Genomic DNA, 19,238 nt, shown 5'->3' on the forward strand with positions numbered 1-19,238 from the left:
TACGCTTAGACTCGGCCTGCGTGACGTCTTGAAGACGAGCTGCGCTGCTTGGCTCATCTGCCCCGTGCTCATACGCATTGGCGGAACCGTGCGGAACCTGCTGCGCTGCGGCGGGCCGTCAACTTGACCGATTCGGGTATTAACCTCACAGTGGCGCCCGCAAATCACTTTGCGGCCGTCCATCTGGATCGAGGAAATATATGGAACTTCCAAGGCGTGCCCGCGGTGATGAGCTTCTGGTTCCCGGCAAGATGGCGAGCCTCCGCGCACGCCTTCGCCGGCTGTCGGGGCAGCATGACCTGACGACCGTCATCGTCAGCGCGTTCGATCATCGCACCCGCGTGCTGCCCTTTGTGCTCGCCGACACCCGGATGGCACCCGGCGGAGTCCGGTCGATCGGTTCCGCGCTCGCCGACGTCGGTTTCGACAAGACCCGGATCGTGCTGCAGCAGTGGAACCGCAATTTCAGCCCGCTGCAAATGCGACTCGACGGCCGGATTCCGGACCTGTTCCTGGTCTCGAGCATGCATCTGCATTCCGCCGAATGCGATCGCCTGATCCGGGAAGCCTGCCAGATCGAGCCTGACAAACGTCCCCTGATCATGGTCGGCGGACCGCGGATTCGCTACGAGCCGTGGCACGTGTTCGGCGGCGGCGATCCGTCCTGGTCGGCCGATGTGGCCGTCACCGGCGAAGAATATGTCTTCCTCGAATTGCTCGACGTGCTGCTGTCGATGCGCGCGGCCGGCGAGTCGATGCGCTCGGTGTTCCAGCGTGCTCGCGATGGCGGCGCGCTCGATGAGGTGGCGGGCATCGTTTACGCACGTCGCGCCTCGCGTAGCGGTCCAATCGAGGAGCTGATCGACACCGGCGTGCAGCGACTGCTCGGCGATCTCGATGAGCTTCCCGATCCGGTGCATGGCTACAAGCTGCTGGAGGCGCCGAGCAACAGCGCGACGCTGGCCAGCCAGGCGTTGCCGATCAACCGCGTGAAGCGATACAGCCCGATCGCCAGCATCGTGATGACCGCGGGCTGCAAGTTCAGGTGCTCGTACTGCCCTATCCCCGCCTACAACCAGTCGCAGTTCCGCGCCAAGAGCGGTGAACGCATCGCCGAGGAGATCGGGCAGATCGCCAGCACTTTCGGCATCTATCACTTCTTCGGTGCCGACGATAACTTCTTCAACGATACCAAGCGGACGCTGGACATCGCCGGCACGCTGGCGCGCAAGCGCTCCGAACGGCCGTTCTGCAAGGTGCGGCTCGGCACCGAGGTTACGGTGCACGACACCGTCGGGATGCGCGATCACCTGCCGCTGATCCGCGATGCGGGCTTTGCGGCGGTGTGGCTCGGCGTCGAGGACATGACCGCGACGCTGGTGAAGAAGGCGCAGGACAAGGACAAGACCCAACTCGCCTTCAAGCTGCTGCGCGAGAACAACATCCTGCCGATGCCGATGATGATGCACCACGACAGCCAGCCGCTGGTGACCTGGAAGTCGAACTACGGCCTGATCAACCAGATCAGGCTGCTGCGGCAGGCCGGATCGATCAGCACGCAGGTGATGATGCTGACTCCTGCCCCCGGTTCGAAGTGGTACGAGAACGTGTTCGAATCCGGGATGGCGTTCAGCCGCGCCGGCGATATCCAGGTCGAGCCGCACATCATGGACGGCAACTACGTCGTCGCATCCAAGCACCCGCGGCCTTGGCTGAAGCAGCTCAATCTGCTGATCGCCTACACCTACTTCTTCAACCCGATCCGCTTCGTGAGCGCGCTGGTGTTCTCGAAGTCGGCCGACGTGTTCTCCAGTGCGGAGACTCGTCCCGCGCACGAGGTCGCGCATTTCTCGCCCGCCAAGCGGATGCGGCGTCGGGCCTGGCTGAAATTCCGCGCCCACATCGTCGATGCCGGCGCGCAGATCTACGGCATGATCGGGCTTGCGCACACCTATCGTCGAACCGCTGGCTGGGCGTGGCGGCTACTGCGCGGCGACATCGAGCGGCATGACCGCGCCCCGGTCAGTCCGATCCCGATGCGGGGCGTCGGCGACAAGCCATCGGATCACGCGTTGCCAGGGACGGTCGATCTACGGGATCTCGACCAGGTTGCTCTCCACGGCGCGCCAGCACCGAAACTGGCGAAGACTGCCTGATCGCTGGCCGCAGCGCTAAAACGAGTACTCCATGCCGACCGTGACGCCTTGAAGAAGCGTCGACTCGCGACAATCGACCCCGACCGCCGTCACGCTGCTGGACGTGGTTGAGGTCGCCTGCACTTGAGCCGGCGCCAACGCCACGCGGCCGAGCCACAACGCTTCGTATCCGAGCTTGACGGCGACGTGATCGCTCAGCCGATATTTCGCCGCGATGCCGCCCTGTCCAACGAAGGCGGCCGCGTCGGTGGCCGCGTACGTCGGGTAGAGCTGCTTCTGCATGCTGACCTGCGCGGCTTGCGTCGCATGGTTGTCGAACACGCCGGCCTTCAGCACCGCGTCGACCGAGACGCGTTCGATCTCCCACAAGGTCGCTCGCACGCCGACTTGAACGCCGTAGAGGTTGTTCGTCGTCGAACTCGTCCAGAACGGCGGATTGATCACGACCGGGCTGCCGGGGACCGGGACGGCATCGGACAGCCGGCTCGGCACTCTGAACTTCCACATCGGCTGGCCGAGATCGGCCGGATCCAGCGTCCCTTGCAGCTGATCGTGCAGTTGCAGCCAGCGAACACCTGCCAGCAGCGTCACGCGCGGCGTTATCTCCAGCCGCGCATTGGCCTCCAGGCTGTGCAGCCGGGTATCGTCCTGCCACGCCATTGCTTGATAGGCATAGTCCTGCGTCTGCCAGAACGTGCCGGGCGCTTTCATCACCAGCCATTGTCCCGGCGTTTCCGGGCCGACGCTTTTTGACGCCTTCAGCCCGACCACATTGAAGTAGGACAGCTCGACGCCATAACCCGACGGGTCTCGGTAGTTGACACCAATCCTCGGGCCGGCGGCCAAGCGCTGATTGAGCCGATTGCTGTTCAGCACCTCGGCACCGGGGACGTTGGTGGTGTTCGGGCCGGCCGGTGTCCACCACGGCACATCGCCCGGCACGAGCGAGACAAGCGATTGATTGCCTGTCCCGGCGCGGCCAAGCACCAATGCTTCGGCCGAAACAGTCCAGCGCGGAGCTCCACGCTCGCGAGGCTGATCGCCAGCGCTGGCGGTCCCCGTGACGCCCGTGAGGACAGCAAGACTGCACAGCCAAAGGACGGCCAGAGAACAGCCGCCACGAAGTCGCGCGAAGGATCGGATCGCCATGGGCATGAACCGATCCTGCGCCCGCTGAGCCCGATTCGGGCACTCGTGCGCCTACGCAGTTTGTTGAGGTATCGAGGCTCGGAATTACTCCCGTACCCGCAGGCGATCGATACCGAGCGTCAGCGCCCCGTCTTCACCCGCGTCCACAGCCGGTTGATCATGCGCTGCGTCGCGGGATCGCGCGCGGTGATCACGAACAGCCGCCCCTGGGTGTCAGCGTCCGGATAGATCGCCTTGTCGTTCAGCACCCTTGGATTGATGAAGTCCTTGCTGGTCTTGTTGCCGTTGGCATAGGACAGGAAATCCGAATTGCGCGCGGCGATGTCCGGCCGGTACAGGAAGTTGATCAGTTCGTGCGCCTCGGCGACGTTCTTGGCGTCGGCCGGAATCGCCAGATTGTCGAAGAACATCTGCGCGCCCTCTTTCGGGATCGCGTAGCCGATTTCGACGCCGTTATGAGCTTCGGCCGCGCGCGGCTGCGCCTGCTTGATGTCGCCCGACCACGCCACCACCAGGCAGATCTCGCCGGTAGCGAGCGCGTTGAGATATTCGGACGAATGGAACTTGCGCACCGAAGGCTGGACCTTGCCGACAACCTCGGCGGCCTTTTCCAGATCGTCCTTGTTGGTCGAATTCGGATCACGGCCGAGATAGGTCAGCGCCGCCGGCAAAATGTCGTCGGCGGAATCCAACATGTGAACGCCGCAGTCCTTGAACTTCGCCAGGTTCTCCGGCTTGAAGATCATCTCCCAGCTGTCGATCACGGCACCCTCGCCGAGAATCCGCTTCACCGCAGCGACGTTGTAGCCGATGCCGGTCGTCCCCCACATGTAGTTGACGGCGAACTGATTGCCCGGATCGTACAGCGCCAGCTTGTCAGTGACGAAGTCCCAGGCGTTCTTCAGGTTCGGCAGCTTCGACTTGTCGAGCTTCTGGAACACGCCGGCGGTGATCTGACGCTGCAGGAAATAAGCGGTCGGCACCACGAGGTCGTAGCCGGACTTGCCGGCGAGCAGCTTGGTCTCCAGCGTCTCGTTGGCATCGAAGGTGTCGTACACCACCTTGATGCCGGTCTCGCGGGTGAAATCCTCGAGCACGCCCGGTGCGACGTAGTTCGACCAGTTGTAGAAATTGACGGTGCGGTCCTGCGCCCAGCCAGGCAGCGTGAGCGACACCGACAGAGCGATCCCCGCGCCCAGAGTCAGCAGTCGCCGCCGCATCGTATCCCGCATCATGACATCCCTAGCGCCCGTGAACCGCATCCGACAGGCGCTCGAGGGCGGTGTCGAGCGTCTGATCCTTCTTGGCGAAACAGAACCGCACCACCGAGGTGACCGGCTCTTCCTCATAGAACGCAGACACCGGGATCGCCGCGACCTTGTAGTCGGTGACGATGCGTTTGCAGAACGCTTCGTCGGTTTCGTTGAGGCCGAGCGGCGACAGATCGACAGTGAGGAAATAGGTGCCCTGCGAGCGGATCACCGGAAAGCCGATGCTGGACAGCCCCTGCGCCAGCCGGTCGCGGCTGCGGGCCAGATCCTTGCGCATCTGCAGGAAGTAATCGTCGCTCTTGCCGAGACCGTAGGCGACGGCCGCCTGCAGGTTCGGTGCCGTGGTGAACGCCAGGAACTGGTGCACCTTGGCGGCAACGCGCAGCAGTTTCGGCGCGGCGCAGACGAAGCCGACCTTCCAGCCGGTGAGCGAAAAGATCTTGCCGGCGGAGCCGATCTTGATAGTGCGGTCGCGCATCCCGGGGATGGTGATCAGCGGGATGTGGCTGAGGCCATCGAACGTGACGTGCTCCCACACCTCGTCGCAGATCGCCACCGCGTCGAACTCCTGGCAGAACCGTGCCAGCAATTCGAGGTCTTCGCGCGGATAAACCACGGCGGCCGGGTTGAGCGGGTTGTTGAAGACGATCGCTTTGGTCTTGGCGTTGAACACCCGCCGCAGCGACTCTTCGGTGATGCGCCAATGCGGCGGTTCGAGCCGAACGAGCCGCGGAATGCCGCCGGCCTGCCTGATGATCGGCAGGTACGAGTCATACACCGGCTGGAACACGATCACTTCGTCGCCGGGTTCGACCACCGACAGGATGGCACTCGCCAGCGCTTCGGTCGCGCCGGAGGTCACCATCACCTCCGTCATCGGATCGAGTTGGACGCCGTGCCAGTGCGCATAGTGGGTCGAGATCGCCTGGCGCAGCTCCGGCAGCCCCATCATCGACGGGTATTGGTTATAGCCGTTGAGAACGGCATCCGCGGCGGTGCGACGGATATCCTCCGGCCCCGGATCGTCGGGAAAGCCTTGCCCCAGATTGATCGCGTCGTTGTCGCGCGCGAGCTGCGACATCGCCTCGAACACGGTGACCGGGAGATCGGCGAAGACCTTGTTGCTCATCGGACGGCGGTCATCGTACGGATCAACGGCCCGGCTTGGTCGGCAGACCGGCCGCCTTCCAGCCGAGGATGCCACCGGCAAGGTGGCGGGTGTAGGCGAGCCCCGCGGCCTGGGCGGCCATCGACGCCGTCACCGAGCGCTTGCCGGAACGGCAGGCGAACACGACCTGTTTGCCGGCCGGATCGGGGATCGCCTTAGGGTCGAAGGTCGAGAGCGGAACAACCACGGCGTCCGGATAGGCTTCGGCGGCGACCTCGTTCGGCTCGCGAACGTCCACCAGCAGATAGCGCCCGTCGGCGATGCCCTGAGCGACCTCTTGCGGCGTCAAATCTTCAACCTGGCCTGCCACTTTCTTCTCTCCCGCGATCGCACTGCCCGGATCCATGAGCGCAACAACGAGAACGAGGCTCGGCCATTGCGGCGCCAAGGTTGCGCCTAGCGCGAGGAAAATCAAGCTTCTCAACGAGATCATCGGCATGTTTGCTGGATAGGCGCAGCGGGCCGCGAAAGCACTGCCGCTTTTGGTCGAAGCCGGTCGCCCTGCCCTCGCGGCCAGCAGCTAGATGGTGACCTGGGCACCGACCTCGACGACCCTGCCGGTCGGAATCTGGAAGTAGTCGGTGGCGTCGTTGGCCGACTTGGCGAGAGCGACGAACAGCTTGGTCTGCCACCGCCACATTCCCGATTGCGCGGCCGGCTTCAGCGAGCGCCGCGACACGAAGAACGAGGTCGACATGATGTCGAACTCCCAGCCGAGCTTGCGCGCCAGCACCAGCGCCTTCGGCACGTTCGGCGTCTCCATGAAGCCGAACCGCAACGCCACCTTGCTGAACTTCTCGCTGATCCTCACCAGCCTGATCCGGTCGGCGGGGTCGACCCGCGGGGTGTGAACCGTCTCGATCGTCAGGATCACGTTGTGCTCGTGCAGCACCTTGTTGTGCTTGAGATTGTGCAGCAGCGCCGGCGGCACGAATTCGGCATCGGCGGTCAGAAACACCGCGGTGCCCTTGACGATGTGCGGCGGATGTTTCTCCAGGCTGCCGATCAGATCGTCGAGCGGCACCTCGGCCCGGCGCGACTTGATCATCAGCAGCGCGACGCCGCGCCGCCACGTCCAGATCACCACCGCCATCGACAGGCCGAACAGCAGCGGCACCCAGGCGCCGTCGAGCAGCTTCAGCAGATTGGCGCTGAAGAACATCGCATCGACCAGCACCAGCGGCACAATCACCAGCGCCGCAGCCGGCCAGCTCCAGCGCCACAGCTTCCAGATCACCACGAAGCCCATGATGCCATCGACCACCATCGTGGTGGACACCGCGATGCCGTAGGCAGAGGCAAGCCGGCTCGAGGTCTGAAACAACAGCACCAGCAGCAAGACGCCGATCAGCAGCAACGCGTTGACACGCGGCAGGTAGATCTGACCGGCATTGGTCTCGGAGGTGTAGCGCACTTCGAACCGCGGCAGCAGCCCGAGCTGCACCGCCTGGCTGATCAGCGAGAATGCGCCGGTGATCACCGCCTGGCTGGCGATCACGGTCGCTGCGGTCGCCATCAGCGTCAGCGGCAACACCAGCGCCTCGGGCACCATCTTGTAGAATGGGTTTTCCAGCGCAGCCGGATTCGACAACACCAGCGCGCCCTGGCCGAAGTAATTGATCAGCAGCGCCGGCAGCACGAAGCCGAGCCAGGCAGTCTGGATCGGGCGGCGGCCGAAATGGCCGAGATCGGCGTACAGCGCCTCGCCTCCGGTGACCGCCAGAAACACCGCGCCCAGCGTCACCAGCCCGATGGTGCCGTGGCTGGCGAGGAATTGCGCCGCGTACCACGGGTTGATGGCGGCGAGCACTGACGGATCGTCCATGATGTGCATCGCGCCCATCGCAGCAAGCGTGGCGAACCACACCAGCATCACCGGGCCGAAGAACCGCGCCACGATCGCGGTGCCATGGCTCTGCACGCCGAACAGCAGCACCAGGACCAGCACGGTCAGCGGCACGACGTAATGTTCGAGCGCGGGGGCCGCGATCTTCAGGCCCTCGATCGCCGACAGCACTGAGATCGCCGGCGTGATCATCGAGTCGCCGATGAACATCGACGCACCGATCACGCCGAGCACCAGGAGAAACAGGCTGCGACGGCCGAGCGCGCGGCGGCCGAGCGCCATCAGCGACAGCGTGCCACCCTCGCCGTTGTTATCGGCGCGCAGCAGCAGCAACACGTACTTGGCGGTGACGACGATCAGCAGCGCCCACAGGATCAGCGACAGCACCCCGAGCACCAGCACCCGGCTTGCCAGTGCGCCGCCAGCCGCGCCGGCGACCGCCTCGCGGAATGCGTACAAGGGAGATGTGCCGATATCGCCGAAAACAACGCCGATCCCGCCGAGCGTGAGCGCCCAAAAGCTGGTTTGTTCAGGCGCTTCGGTGGTTGCCGCGCTGAGGGCCATGGCTGCCGTAGAACGCTCGATCGCTGGATTTGATCCAAGAGCCGCGACGCCACGCCGGCAAACCCTTCAAAGATAACGCGCCCGCCGCCGTGACGTGCCTCAGGCTAGCGGGCCGACCGCGACCGATGCAACCACGGGATGCCGAATACCGAACCCATCGGATTCGGATGACGCGCGATGAAGCGGAGGTCCGGCTTGCAATCGAGGTGGCCGCCACAAGCGGCCGGGTGAAACGCTTACGGCTTCATGCCGGGCGGTAGCGCCGGGCTCTCGCGCATCAGCGTGATGGTCACGCGGCGATTGGCGGCGATCGACGGATCGTCGGGAAACAGCGGCTGGCTGTCGGCTTTGCCGGTCACGGCGAAGATGTGCGAACCGGGCAGCCCTTCCCGCTCCAGGATCTGGCGCACCGAGTTGGCGCGGTCCGACGACAGGTCCCAACCGTTATAGTCGCTGCGCTCCGGCAGCAGGCCGGACGAGGTGTGTCCCACAATGGTGACCCGCAACGGCGTTGCGCGCAGCGGCACCGCAAGCCGCTGCAGCAGCAAACGGGTGCGTTCGAATGGCACCTTGGAGCCGTCGGCGAACATCGAGCGACCGTCCTGATCCATGATCTCGAGGTTGAGACCCTGCTTGGTCTCTTCGAACATGATGTTCTTCGACAGCTCGGAGATTTCCGGCATGTTCTGCAGCGCCTGCCGCAGCGACGCCGAGGCGAGCGCGAATTCGCGGTCCTCTTTGGTATTGATGCCTTCGTCGCGCGTCACCTCGCCGGGTGACGGCTTGGCGGTCGACAGTTCCGGATTGACGTGCTCGGTGTTCTTGACCTTGCCCCGGGTCGGCAGACCGTCGTTCTCGATGATGCCGGAGTAGCGCGCGTCGTTCTGCACGCCGAACGCCTCGCGCATCGAGCCGGCGACGATCATCAGCTTGGCTTTGTCCTGGGTCGAGAACGCGACGAGCATCACGAAGAAGCTCATCAGCAGGCCCATCAGGTCGGCGAACGTGACGAACCAGCCGTGGCCACCGGCATGCTCTTCGGCTTTCTTCTTTTTGGCCATGGCGCCTTCCGACGATCGACTGAGGTCGGGTTAAGCCGGGACCGCTTCGTCTTCTTCCGAACGGTGCTTCTCGGGCAGGTAAGCCAGCAGCATTTCACGGACCAGCGCCGGGCTCTTGGAGTCGCGGATCATCAGGATGCCGTCGATGATCAGCGTGCGGTTGGTTTCTTCGTCGATCTTCTTGGTGTGCAGCTTGTCGGCGATCGGCAGACAGAACAGGTTCGCGACCAGCGCCCCGTACAGCGTCGCCAGAAGCGCGGTCGCCATGAACGGCCCCAGCTTCGACGGGTCGGACATGTTGGAGAACATCTGCACCATGCCGATCAGCGTGCCGATCATGCCGAACGCCGGGGCGCAGTCGCCGATGGCGCGGTAGATCTTGCTGCCCTCGTCGAGGTGCATCAGGAAGTTATCGCGGTCGCGCTCGAGGTTATCGCGAATGAATTCGATGTCGTAACCGTCGGCCACGTAGCGGATGCCTTTGGCCAGAAACGGATCTTCGGCCTCGACCTTTTCCAGGCCGACCGGACCGGACTTACGGGCGATCTCGGCGATGCTGGCGAGCTCATCGACCAGATCACGCGCCGACAGCCGGCTCATCGTGAAGGCGAATTTGGCGCCGAGCGGCAGACCGTGCAGGATCACATTGAGCGGGAAGCGGATCATCGTGGCGGTCAACGAACCGCCGAAGATGATGATCATGGCATGTTCGGAGATGAACATATGGACGTCGCCGCCCATCAGCATCATCACGGCAATGACTGCGATGCCGCCGACCAGGCCGGCTGACGTCATGATGTCCATTATTCACTCCGACGCGCACACACCAGCCGCGCGGCGCGAGCCGTCGGCACTGATCGTTCTGAGCAGCGGTTCCGAAACTATGCAGTCGCCATTAAAGACGGGTAAAGTATTCGGCGCTGCGCAAGCGCTAATGCGGCGAGCAACCCCGTAATATTACCAAGCATCTGTCTTCTGGGCGCACCGCCGCGGCGGTGATGGGCCGCGGTCGGCCGGAGAGCGTCCCTCGCCCCGAACTCAGTGAATCTCCGAGGCCTTCGCAAGCGCCTGCTTCAGCTTGTCGAGTGAGAACTCGGCGCTGCGGGCGACTTCCAGGATCGGGACCTCGCGCCGGCCGCAGAGCTCGGCCGCCTCGGGCAATTGCGCGGCCAAATGGTGCGGGATCACCACCGCGCCGTGACTGTCGGCATGGATCAGGTCGCCATCGCACACCGCCATGCCGGCCACCCGGATCTCCGCGCCGAAGCCGGTGACGTGAACGTGAGCATGCGATGGACCGACCGACCCGGCCAGCGCCTGGAAGCCCGGCGCCCATTGCGGCACGTCGCGGATCGAACCGTCGGTGATCACGCCGAGGCAGCCGAGCGCCTTGTGCACGGCGCTGTTGACCTCGCCCCAGAACGCCCCGAACCCGGCATCCGGCCCGTCGATGTCCTGGATCACGCTGATGCGGGGGCCGGCGCCGGAGCCGACATATTCGTAATAGGCCATCTGCTTGGCCCGTCGCTCGGCCGGCGGCAGGCTGGACGGCACGGTCGCGCGGATGGTCGCGGTGCGGGCATAGCCGACGATCGGCGGAAGCTGCGGGAACGGGCAGACCAGCGGGCGGGTGGTGAAGCCGATCGCGCGCCGCTCGGGGGCGACCACTTCCATCGCGTTGCAGATCGTGGGGGTGTCGTAGCGGGCCAGGGCTTCGAGCACGGCGGCCGGCACGGGACCGGAATCAGGTTGGCTCACGGGCGTCCTCCAGCGTCGCCAGACCCGACCGTCCGTTGGCGGCGGCCGTTCAACCCCGGCGACAGCCCTGCCCTATAGCGAGTTTCAGAATACCGCCCAAGGGGCAGCGCGTGACGCCACTGACCGTCCTGCGGTCAGTTCAGCCGCGCCGGGCGGTCGTCGTCGCGTGGGGCCGGATCGTTCACGACCAGGGTGGGCTTTTGGCCGGCGGGCGCGGGCTTGCCCTGCTGGGCTGTTGCGGCATTGCGCTGATGGTCGCGGTACGACCGCCAGCCGACCGGCAGGCTGAGCAGGTACAGCACCGAGCAGGCCGACAGGATGTGCCAGGGGTAGCCGATCAGCAGCGCGATGAACAACACCACCGAGACGAACAGCGGCAGCACCATCTCGGGCGCCACCCGCATCTTCACCGTCTTGCCGGAGAACACCGGCAGCCGCGACACCATCAGGAAGGCGATCAGCAGCGTATAGACCGCGGTCAGCACCGCCGGCGGCGTCGGCGCGCCGAGGAAGCCCATATAGACCGGCAACAGCACAGTGATGGCGCCCGCCGGAGCCGGTACGCCGGTAAAGAAGTTGGCGGCGAACGCCGGCTTGTTGGGATCGTCCATGGTGGCGTTGAACCGCGCCAGCCGCAGGCCGCCGCTGATCGCGAACACCATGGCGGCGATCCAGCCGACATTGCTGAGGAAGTGCAGCTGCCAGAAGTACAGGATCAGGCCCGGCGCGACGCCGAAATTGACGAAATCCGCCAGGCTGTCGAGCTCGGCACCGAATTTCGACTGGCCCTTGATCATCCGGGCGACGCGGCCGTCGATGCCGTCGAGCACCGCAGCGAACACGATCGCCGCGACCGCCAGCTCCATCCGCCCCTCGGTCGCCAGCCGGATCGCCGTCAGGCCGGCGCAGATCGCCAGCAGGGTGATGACGTTCGGCACCAGCAGGCGCACCGGAATCGGCCCGAACCGGCGACGCGGCGTCTCAGGGGAATTCAGATCGAAAGGCATCGGTTTCGCTCTCGTCTCGGAACCACCATCCTGCTCGGCCATCATGGCAACCTTCGGGCCGGCGGCCCCGATGTTAGTCGGTCCGGTACGTCCGTCCAGCGTCGCCGCCCTTGAGGTCGGCCAGGATGGTCTCGCCGGCGATCGCGGTTTGGCCTTCGGCGACCAGCGGCTTGGTGCCCTCGGGCAGATAGACGTCGAGCCGCGAACCGAACCGGATCAGGCCGAAACGCTCGCCGGCGACCAGCGGCTGGCCTTCACGCACGAACGACACGATCCGGCGGGCGATCAGACCGGCGATCTGGATCACGCCGATCTGGCCATGCTCGGTCGACAGCACCATCGAATTGCGCTCGTTGTCTTCGCTGGCCTTGTCGAGCTCGGCGTTGATGAACTTGCCGGGCGAATACACGATCCGCTCGATCCGGCCGGCCACCGGGCTGCGATTCACGTGGCAGTTGAACACGCTCATGAAGATCGAGACGCGCGGCAGCGGCTTGGCGCCCAGCCCCAGCTCCGGCGGCGGGATGATGTCGACCACCATCGAGACGCGGCCGTCCGCCGGCGACACCACCAGACCGTCGCGCACCGGGGTCGTCCGGGCCGGGTTACGGAAGAAATAGGCGCACCAGATCGTCAGCACGGTGCCGATCCAGCCGAGCGGCGACCAGATCCAGAACAGAATCAGCGTCACCAGCGCAAAGGCGCCAACGAACGGATAGCCCTCCCGATGGATCGGCGGGATCTGGGCGCGAACGGAATTGACGATGGACATCGGACGTCCCCTAACTTCGAAAGCCTAGTGCGTGGCGCTGCAACACGATTACTCCGCCGCCGCCGAAGTTGCCAGATCGTCGTCGATTTCCGGCTTACGAACCGGTGAATCATCGTCGCCGATCAGCGCCAGCCGCTCGCGCGCCTCTTCGGCCTCGCGCTGCCTGTTCCACATGCTGGCGTAAAGCCCGCCAGCCGCCAACAGCTGCGCATGCGTGCCGCGTTCGGCGATCCGCCCCTGATCGAGCACGATGATCTCATCGGCTCCGACGATGGTCGAAAGCCGGTGCGCGATCACCAGCGAGGTGCGGTTTTGTGCCACACGCTCCAGGGCGCCCTGGATTTCATGTTCGGTGTGGCTGTCGAGCGCCGAGGTCGCCTCGTCGAGCACCAGAATCGGCGGGGCCTTGAGAACCGTTCGCGCAATCGCCACCCGCTGCTTCTCACCGCCCGAGAGCTTCAGCCCGCGCTCGCCGACTTCGGTATCGTAGCCCTTCGGCGACGCCTTGATGAAGGCGTCGATCTGCGCGGTTTTGGCCGCCTCCTCCACCTCGGCGTCGGTGGCGTCCCAGCGGCCGTAACGGATGTTGTAGCGGATGGTGTCGTTGAACAGCACGGTATCCTGCGGCACCATGCCGATCGCCGCGCGCAGCGAGGTCTGGGTGACGCTGCGGATGTCCTGACCGTCGATCAGGATGCGGCCGCCCGAGACGTCGTACAGCCGGAACAGCAGCCGCGAGATCGTCGACTTGCCGGCGCCGGACGGGCCGACGATCGCCACCGTCTTGCCGGCAGGCACTTCGAAATTGAGGCCCTTCAGGATCGGCCGCGCCGGATCATAAGCGAACTTCACGTCCTCGAACCGCACGGTGCCGGCTTCGACCGCCAGCGGCTTGGCGCCGGCGCGATCCTCGACCTCCGGCTTGCGCGACAGCACCGCGAACATCTTCTCGATGTCGATGATCGCCTGCTTGATCTCGCGATACACCATGCCCATGAAGTTCAGCGGCTGATACAGCTGAATCATCATCGCATTGATCATCACGAAGTCGCCGACGGTGTTGGTGCCGTTGCGGACGCCCGAGGCGCACATCAGCATCGTCGCGGTCAGGCCGAAGGTGAAGATCACCGCCTGCCCGGCATTGAGAACCGCCAGCGAGGTATAGGTCGCGACGCTGGCGTCCTCGTAGTGCCGCATCGACTTGTCGTAGCGGTTCGCCTCGCGCTCCTCGGCGCCGAAATACTTCACCGTCTCGTAGTTGAGCAGCGAGTCGATCGCCTTCTGGTTGGCGTCACTGTCGGAATCGTTCATGCGGCGGCGAATGCCGATCCGCCACTCGGTCGCCTTGTAGGTGTACAGCATGTAGAACACCACGGTGACCATCACGACCGCGACGTAGCGCCAGTCGAACTGCCACAGCAGCACCGCCATCACCAGCGACAGCTCGATGATCGTCGGCACCAGCTGCAGGATCACCATCCGCACGATCACTTCGATGCCGAGCCGGCCGCGCTCCAGAACGCGGGTCAGACCGCCGGTCTTGCGCTCGAGGTGAAACCGCAGCGACAGATCGTGCATGTGCACGAAGGTCCGGTACGCCAGCTTGCGCACCGCGTGCATCGCGACCTTGGCGAAGATGCCGTCACGCCACTGCGTCAGCACCGCCATCAAGGCACGGACCAGGCCGTAGCTCGCAGTCAGCGCCAGCGGCGACGCGATCAGCCACAGCGTCCAGTTCGACGGCTCGATCGGTGCGGTATCGGCACCGGTGAGCGCGTCGGTCGCCCATTTAAAAGTGAACGGGACGATCAGCGTCGCCGCCTTGGCGGCGATCAGCAGCACGATCGACCACACCACCCGCATCTTCAGATCGGACCGGTCACCGGGCCAAATATACGGCCACAGATGCATCAGGGTGCCGCCGAGCGTCGCCTTCTGTGCGATCTTATCTTCTGGAATCGCGACAGGAGAGCCGCTGCTCGAATGCGAGTGTGGGTGAGCCATCAAAGCTGCCTGAAAAGGTCCGCAGAGCCGAATCCATGCTCGCGAACGACATCGTCCATCGGGTCCGCCTTCATATAGTGTTTCGTTCCCGCCGTGCACCCTGAGATGCGATTCTTTGCGTCATAACAGACTGTTGCAACGGCATGGCGGTGGCCGTCTTGACGCTGTCATCCCGCGGTGCCACATCCGCCACCATGAGCAAGATCAAGACCGTCTGCGTCTATTGCGGCTCCGGCCCCGGCAGTAACCCCCGCTTTCTCGAAGCGGCGACAGCCTTCGGCAAGGAACTCGCCGAACAAGGCGTCGGGCTGGTGTACGGCGGCGGCGCGATCGGTCTGATGGGCGCGGTGGCCAACGCGGTGCTCGATCACGGCGGTACGGTCACCGGCATCATTCCCGGCTTTCTCAGCGCCAAAGAGATCGCGCTCGACCGCGTTTCCGAACTGATCGTTACCGAAGACATGCACGAGCGGAAGCGGCTGATGTTCGAGCGCTCGGACGCCTTCGTAGCATTACCAGGCGGCATCGGAACGCTCGAAGAACTCGTTGAGCAGATGACCTGGCAGCAGCTTGGCCGTCACACCAAGCCGATCCTGATCGCCGACATCGACGGCTTCTGGCAGCCGCTGCTCGAACTGCTGGCGCACATGCGGACCACCGCCTTCATCCGTCCCAACCTCGCGGTCGAGATACTGAAGGCCGACAAGGTCGAAGACATCCTGCCAAAGCTGCAAGCCGCCTCGGCGCCGCAGCCGACGCGTGCGATGCCGCCGGAGATTGCCGATCGGCTCTAACTTTCGCACTGCTGTTTTGAGCCGATGCTAACCATAGCCGCAGCCGTTTTCTCTGACGGTGCGCGCAAGGCGATCATTCGCTTCGTCTGATAAACATTCACGATCTAAGTGGTAGGCCCGAGTTGAGGCGGCGCAGGGTCGCGCCTAGCGTCGCACCGCAACAAACCTCGAGTCGAGTCTGCCATGTCTCATTCCCGCGGCCGCGCCGCCAAGACCCTCGCTGTTCTCGCCGCGTCCGCGCTGGTCGTGATCGGAGGCGCGGCGCTGTGGATCATCCAGCCGCCCGCCGTCGACGCCAAGCTCAAGGCTCTCGACGCCAAGGCCGATCCCGAGTTGATCAAGCGCGGCGAGTACATCGCGCGCGCCGGTGACTGCGTCGCCTGTCACACCGCGCCAGGCGGCACGCCAATGGCCGGCGGCCTCAAGCTCGACACGCCATTCGGCAGCCTGTGGTCGACCAACATCACACCCGATCGCGCGACCGGCATCGGCAGCTGGTCGTTCGGCGAGTTCGACCGCGCGATGCGCAAGGGCGTCGCGGCGGATGGCCACAATCTCTATCCGGCGATGCCGTATCCGTCCTATGCCAAGATCAGCAGCGACGACATGGTGGCGCTGTGGGCGTATCTGACCCAGGGCCTCGCACCGGTCGCACAGGCCAATCGCGCGCCGCAGATGAGCTTCCCGTTCAACATGCGGATCGGGCTGGCGTTCTGGAACGTCGCCTTCCTCGATGCATCGCCGTTCAAGCCGGAGCCGAACCAGGACGCGGCGTGGAATCGCGGCGCCTATCTGGTGCAGGGCCTCGGTCATTGCGGCGCCTGCCACACCCCACGCGGCATCGCCTTCCAGGAAAAGGCGATGAGCGATGCCGGGGCGAACGGGCGCGACTATCTCGCCGGCGCCAAGGTCGAACACTGGAATGCGCTGAACCTGCGCGGACTGTGGACCGTGCCTGACACCGTTCAGATGCTGAAGACCGGCCAGAACCGTTTCGCCACGGCGGCGGGCGGCATGACCGACGTGATCCGGCATTCGACCCAGCACATGACCGATCAGGATCTCACCGCGATCGCGACCTACCTGAAGGCGCTGCCGACCGATCGGCCAGCGCCCGCGATGGCCGTGGCCGAAGTGCCGGCGTCAACCTACTCCACGCCCGGCGGCCTCGGTTACACCCAGTTCTGCGCCGACTGCCATCGCGCCAACGGCGCCGGTGTCCCCGGCGTATTCCCGCCGCTCGCCGGTAATCCGACGATCGCCGCCAAGGATCCGGCGACGCTGGTGCACATCACCCTCACCGGCTGGGAGACGACAGCGACCACAGCGCATCCGCGGGTGTGGACGATGCCGTCGTTTGCGCGCCTGAACGATCGCGAGATCGCCGACATCCTCAGCTTCGTGCGCGCCAACTGGGGCGGCAACGCCAGTGCCGTCACCGCGGAGCAGATCGCGGCAGCTCGCGCCGCGCTCGACCCCAAGATCGATACGTCTCGGTTCGAGACGCCGCGGATCGCCGATATCCTGTCGCAGCCGAACGCCGAGCAGCTGGTGCGCGGCATGCGGCTGAACGCCGAAACCCACACGCTGCTGCCGGACAATGTCGGCAACGACCTGAATTGCAGCTCGTGTCACCTCAACGCCGGCACCGTCGCCGACGGCAGTCCCTATGTCGGCGTCGCGGCGTTCTTCCCGAGCTACGCGCCGCGCGCCGGCCGCGTCATTACGCTGGAGGACCGCATCAATGGCTGCTTCCTGCGCTCGATGAACGGCAAGCCGCTGCCGGTCGACGGCCCCGACATGAAGGCGATGGTGGCGTATTTCGACTGGATGCAAGGCTCGACCAAGCCGGAGGACAAGGTCGCCGGCCGCGGTGTCGGCAAGGTCGATCAGTCGCTGGTGCCGAACCTCGACAACGGCAAGGAGATCTACACGGCGCGTTGCGCAGTGTGTCACGGCGACAATGGCGAAGGGCTGAAGGATGCCGCCGGCCGCGTGGTGTACCCGCCGCTGTGGGGGCCGCGCTCGTTCAATATCGGCGCCGGCATGGCCCGGACCTACACCGCCGCCGCCTTCGTCAAGCGCAACATGCCGATCGCGAGCCACAACAAATTCCCGCTCGGCCAAGGTGAGCTGTCCGATCAGGAAGCGGTCGACGTCGCGGCGTACTTCACCCAAATGGAACGGCCGGACTTCCCCGGTAAGGTGAAGGACTGGCCGAAGGACCCGAAGCCGAAGGACGCGCGCTACTGATCGCAGCGGCGCATCGGCCTCCCATCAACGTCCCCCGACCACCGGGCCGGGGTCGAAGATCTTGCCGGGGTTGAGGATGCCCTTGGGATCGAGCGCCTGCTTCAGCGTCCGCATCAGAGCGATCTCGTTGGCGCTGCGGCTGACGTAGAGATACGGCTTCTTTTCCAGGCCGATGCCGTGCTCGGCCGACACCGAGCCGTTGCAGGCGGCGAGCGGCCGATACACCAAGGCTTCGACCTTGGGCCGCAGCGCCAGATACTCCATCGGCTTGACCTGCACGACGACGTGCAGATTGCCGTCGCCGAGATGGCCGAAGATCCACAGCCGGTGCTCGCCGATTTCGCTTTCCAGCGTCTCCCGAAGCGTTTCGGCATAGCCTTCCATCGCGGCGATCGGCAGCGAGACGTCGAACACGATCGGCAGGCCACCTTGCAGCACCTGGCCGACATCGTCGCGGAGCGCCCAGAACGAGCGGCAATCCTCATCCGATTGCGCGATCGCCGCATCCGCGATCAGGCCGGATTCCAGCGCGGCCTCCATCGCTGCGGTGAAGCGTTGGCTGTCGAGGTCGAGATCGGAGCCCTGGCTTTCGACCAACACGTAGTAAGCATGGTCCTGCCCGACCGGCGGCCGGCCCTTGGCTGGCGGGCTGGTGACCAGCCGATAGAACGACTGCCACATCACTTCAAAGGCCGACAGCGTGCCGCCAAGCGCGCGGTCGCAGTGCTTCAGGAACTTCGCCACCGCATCGAAGCTGTCGAGGCCAACGAACGCCATGTTGGTGGCGAGCGGCTTTTCGCGCAGCCGCAGCACCAGCCGCGTGATCACGCCGAGCGTGCCTTCCGAGCCGATGAACAGCTGCTTGAGGTCATAGCCGGCGTTGTTCTTGATCAGATGGTTGAGCGACGACAGCACGGTGCCGTCGGCGAGCACGACTTCGAGGCCGAGGATCATCTCGCGGGTCATGCCGTAGCGGATTACGCGATTGCCTCCGGCATTGGTGGCGGCGTTGCCGCCGAGCGTGGCGGTGCCGCGCGAGCCGAGATCGAGCGGAAACGCCAGATCGTGCTTGTCGACCTCTTCCTGCAGCGCCTGCAGCGGCACGCCGGCCTGGACCACCGCGGTGCGCTGCTTCGGATCGATCTCCTCGATCGTGCGCATCCGCTCAAGCGACAGGATCACTTCGCTGGGTTCGGCATCGGCGCCGTGAACGAGGCCGGTCAGGCCGCCGTGGGTGACGACGTGAACGCCATTGGCATGGCACCAACGCAGGATCTCCGACACCTGCTGCGTCGAAGTCGGCCGCACCAGCGCCGCGGCCTTCAACGTATCGAACCGATAGGTGCCGGCGGAGCGCTTCGACAGCTCGGCGGGCTCGAGCACGCCGCCGTCGCCGACGATGGTGCGGAGTGTGCCGACGATATCCAGGGTCATC

The 19,238-nt window shown here is 65.0% G+C and carries 15 protein-coding genes; 3 read left to right on the plus strand and 12 right to left on the minus strand.

Going from position 1 to position 19,238, the window contains the following annotated elements; genetic code table 11:
- Positions 1-251 precede the first annotated feature (251 nt).
- On the plus strand, positions 252-2,156 hold the full coding sequence (locus VRZ08_RS20755; protein ID WP_414533742.1) for a B12-binding domain-containing radical SAM protein: 1,905 nt from the start codon (positions 252-254) through the stop codon (positions 2,154-2,156).
- A gap of 15 nt (positions 2,157-2,171) precedes the next feature.
- On the opposite strand, the gene VRZ08_RS20760 is transcribed toward VRZ08_RS20755, so the two are convergent.
- The 11 genes from VRZ08_RS20760 to VRZ08_RS20810 form a co-directional block, all read right to left on the minus strand.
- Positions 2,172-3,311 carry a hypothetical protein gene (locus VRZ08_RS20760; RefSeq protein WP_414533743.1) on the minus strand — a complete coding sequence of 380 codons (1,140 nt, stop codon included), beginning with the start codon at positions 3,309-3,311 and terminating at the stop codon, positions 2,172-2,174.
- A gap of 113 nt (positions 3,312-3,424) precedes the next feature.
- Positions 3,425-4,540 (minus strand): polyamine ABC transporter substrate-binding protein, encoded by a 1,116-nt coding sequence (locus VRZ08_RS20765; protein ID WP_414533744.1) that lies wholly within the window; start codon positions 4,538-4,540, stop codon positions 3,425-3,427.
- Positions 4,541-4,547: 7 nt separating this feature from the next.
- Positions 4,548-5,705 carry an aminotransferase gene (locus tag VRZ08_RS20770; RefSeq protein WP_107343964.1) on the minus strand — a complete coding sequence of 386 codons (1,158 nt, stop codon included), beginning with the start codon at positions 5,703-5,705 and terminating at the stop codon, positions 4,548-4,550.
- Between the two features lie 22 nt (positions 5,706-5,727).
- Positions 5,728-6,054: a rhodanese-like domain-containing protein gene (locus tag VRZ08_RS20775; protein WP_164634743.1), complete on the minus strand. Its 327-nt coding sequence runs from the start codon at positions 6,052-6,054 to the stop codon at positions 5,728-5,730.
- 210 nt (positions 6,055-6,264) lie between these two features.
- Positions 6,265-8,154, minus strand: a complete 1,890-nt coding sequence (locus VRZ08_RS20780; protein ID WP_414533745.1) for a potassium transporter Kup — start codon at positions 8,152-8,154, stop codon at positions 6,265-6,267.
- A 236-nt stretch (positions 8,155-8,390) separates the two neighbouring features.
- Positions 8,391-9,215: a flagellar motor protein MotB gene (locus VRZ08_RS20785; RefSeq protein WP_107355177.1), complete on the minus strand. Its 825-nt coding sequence runs from the start codon at positions 9,213-9,215 to the stop codon at positions 8,391-8,393.
- 30 nt (positions 9,216-9,245) lie between these two features.
- Positions 9,246-10,019: a motility protein A gene (locus VRZ08_RS20790; RefSeq protein WP_107343961.1), complete on the minus strand. Its 774-nt coding sequence runs from the start codon at positions 10,017-10,019 to the stop codon at positions 9,246-9,248.
- 234 nt (positions 10,020-10,253) lie between these two features.
- Complete coding sequence (locus VRZ08_RS20795) at positions 10,254-10,973, minus strand: RraA family protein (protein WP_414533746.1); 720 nt, start codon at positions 10,971-10,973, stop codon at positions 10,254-10,256.
- A gap of 134 nt (positions 10,974-11,107) precedes the next feature.
- Positions 11,108-11,980, minus strand: coding sequence for a CDP-diacylglycerol--serine O-phosphatidyltransferase (gene pssA / locus VRZ08_RS20800; RefSeq protein WP_264076292.1), 873 nt, complete (start codon positions 11,978-11,980; stop codon positions 11,108-11,110).
- 73 nt (positions 11,981-12,053) lie between these two features.
- A complete protein-coding gene (locus tag VRZ08_RS20805; RefSeq protein ID WP_104513087.1) occupies positions 12,054-12,752 on the minus strand; it encodes a phosphatidylserine decarboxylase in 699 nt (232 codons plus the stop codon).
- 48 nt (positions 12,753-12,800) lie between these two features.
- Positions 12,801-14,756 carry an ABCB family ABC transporter ATP-binding protein/permease gene (locus tag VRZ08_RS20810; RefSeq protein ID WP_199851807.1) on the minus strand — a complete coding sequence of 652 codons (1,956 nt, stop codon included), beginning with the start codon at positions 14,754-14,756 and terminating at the stop codon, positions 12,801-12,803.
- Between the two features lie 194 nt (positions 14,757-14,950).
- Between VRZ08_RS20810 and VRZ08_RS20815 the strand changes: the two genes are divergently transcribed.
- Together VRZ08_RS20815 and VRZ08_RS20820 are read left to right on the plus strand one after the other, a co-directional pair.
- On the plus strand, positions 14,951-15,550 hold the full coding sequence (locus VRZ08_RS20815; RefSeq protein WP_414533784.1) for a TIGR00730 family Rossman fold protein: 600 nt from the start codon (positions 14,951-14,953) through the stop codon (positions 15,548-15,550).
- 183 nt (positions 15,551-15,733) lie between these two features.
- The gene (locus VRZ08_RS20820) at positions 15,734-17,803 is read left to right on the plus strand and encodes a c-type cytochrome (RefSeq protein ID WP_414533747.1); all 2,070 of its coding nucleotides are present in this window, start codon (positions 15,734-15,736) and stop codon (positions 17,801-17,803) included.
- A gap of 24 nt (positions 17,804-17,827) precedes the next feature.
- Here VRZ08_RS20820 and VRZ08_RS20825 read toward each other — a convergent pair whose 3' ends face one another.
- Positions 17,828-19,237 carry an FAD-binding oxidoreductase gene (locus VRZ08_RS20825; RefSeq protein WP_414533748.1) on the minus strand — a complete coding sequence of 470 codons (1,410 nt, stop codon included), beginning with the start codon at positions 19,235-19,237 and terminating at the stop codon, positions 17,828-17,830.
- Between the last annotated feature and the right edge of the window lies 1 nt (position 19,238).

Origin of the sequence: Rhodopseudomonas sp. G2_2311 (assembly GCF_047501505.1) — a bacterium.
Taxonomy (GTDB): Bacteria; Pseudomonadota; Alphaproteobacteria; order Rhizobiales; family Xanthobacteraceae; genus Rhodopseudomonas; species Rhodopseudomonas palustris_H.

Bases quoted from the DNA above. Each gene is read 5' to 3' on its own strand.
- VRZ08_RS20780 (WP_414533745.1), bottom strand. From the start codon at position 8,154: ATGGCCCTCAGCGCGGCAACCACCGAAGCGCCTGAACAAACCAGCTTT.
- pssA (WP_264076292.1), bottom strand. From the start codon at position 11,980: ATGCCTTTCGATCTGAATTCCCCTGAGACGCCGCGTCGCCGGTTCGGG.
- VRZ08_RS20815 (WP_414533784.1), top strand. From the start codon at position 14,951: ATGAGCAAGATCAAGACCGTCTGCGTCTATTGCGGCTCCGGCCCCGGC.
- VRZ08_RS20805 (WP_104513087.1), bottom strand. From the start codon at position 12,752: ATGTCCATCGTCAATTCCGTTCGCGCCCAGATCCCGCCGATCCATCGG.
- VRZ08_RS20765 (WP_414533744.1), bottom strand. From the start codon at position 4,540: ATGATGCGGGATACGATGCGGCGGCGACTGCTGACTCTGGGCGCGGGG.
- VRZ08_RS20770 (WP_107343964.1), bottom strand. From the start codon at position 5,705: ATGAGCAACAAGGTCTTCGCCGATCTCCCGGTCACCGTGTTCGAGGCG.
- VRZ08_RS20760 (WP_414533743.1), bottom strand. From the start codon at position 3,311: ATGCCCATGGCGATCCGATCCTTCGCGCGACTTCGTGGCGGCTGTTCT.
- VRZ08_RS20785 (WP_107355177.1), bottom strand. From the start codon at position 9,215: ATGGCCAAAAAGAAGAAAGCCGAAGAGCATGCCGGTGGCCACGGCTGG.
- VRZ08_RS20810 (WP_199851807.1), bottom strand. From the start codon at position 14,756: ATGGCTCACCCACACTCGCATTCGAGCAGCGGCTCTCCTGTCGCGATT.
- VRZ08_RS20825 (WP_414533748.1), bottom strand. From the start codon at position 19,237: ATGACCCTGGATATCGTCGGCACACTCCGCACCATCGTCGGCGACGGC.
- VRZ08_RS20820 (WP_414533747.1), top strand. From the start codon at position 15,734: ATGTCTCATTCCCGCGGCCGCGCCGCCAAGACCCTCGCTGTTCTCGCC.
- VRZ08_RS20790 (WP_107343961.1), bottom strand. From the start codon at position 10,019: ATGGACATCATGACGTCAGCCGGCCTGGTCGGCGGCATCGCAGTCATT.
- VRZ08_RS20755 (WP_414533742.1), top strand. From the start codon at position 252: ATGGCGAGCCTCCGCGCACGCCTTCGCCGGCTGTCGGGGCAGCATGAC.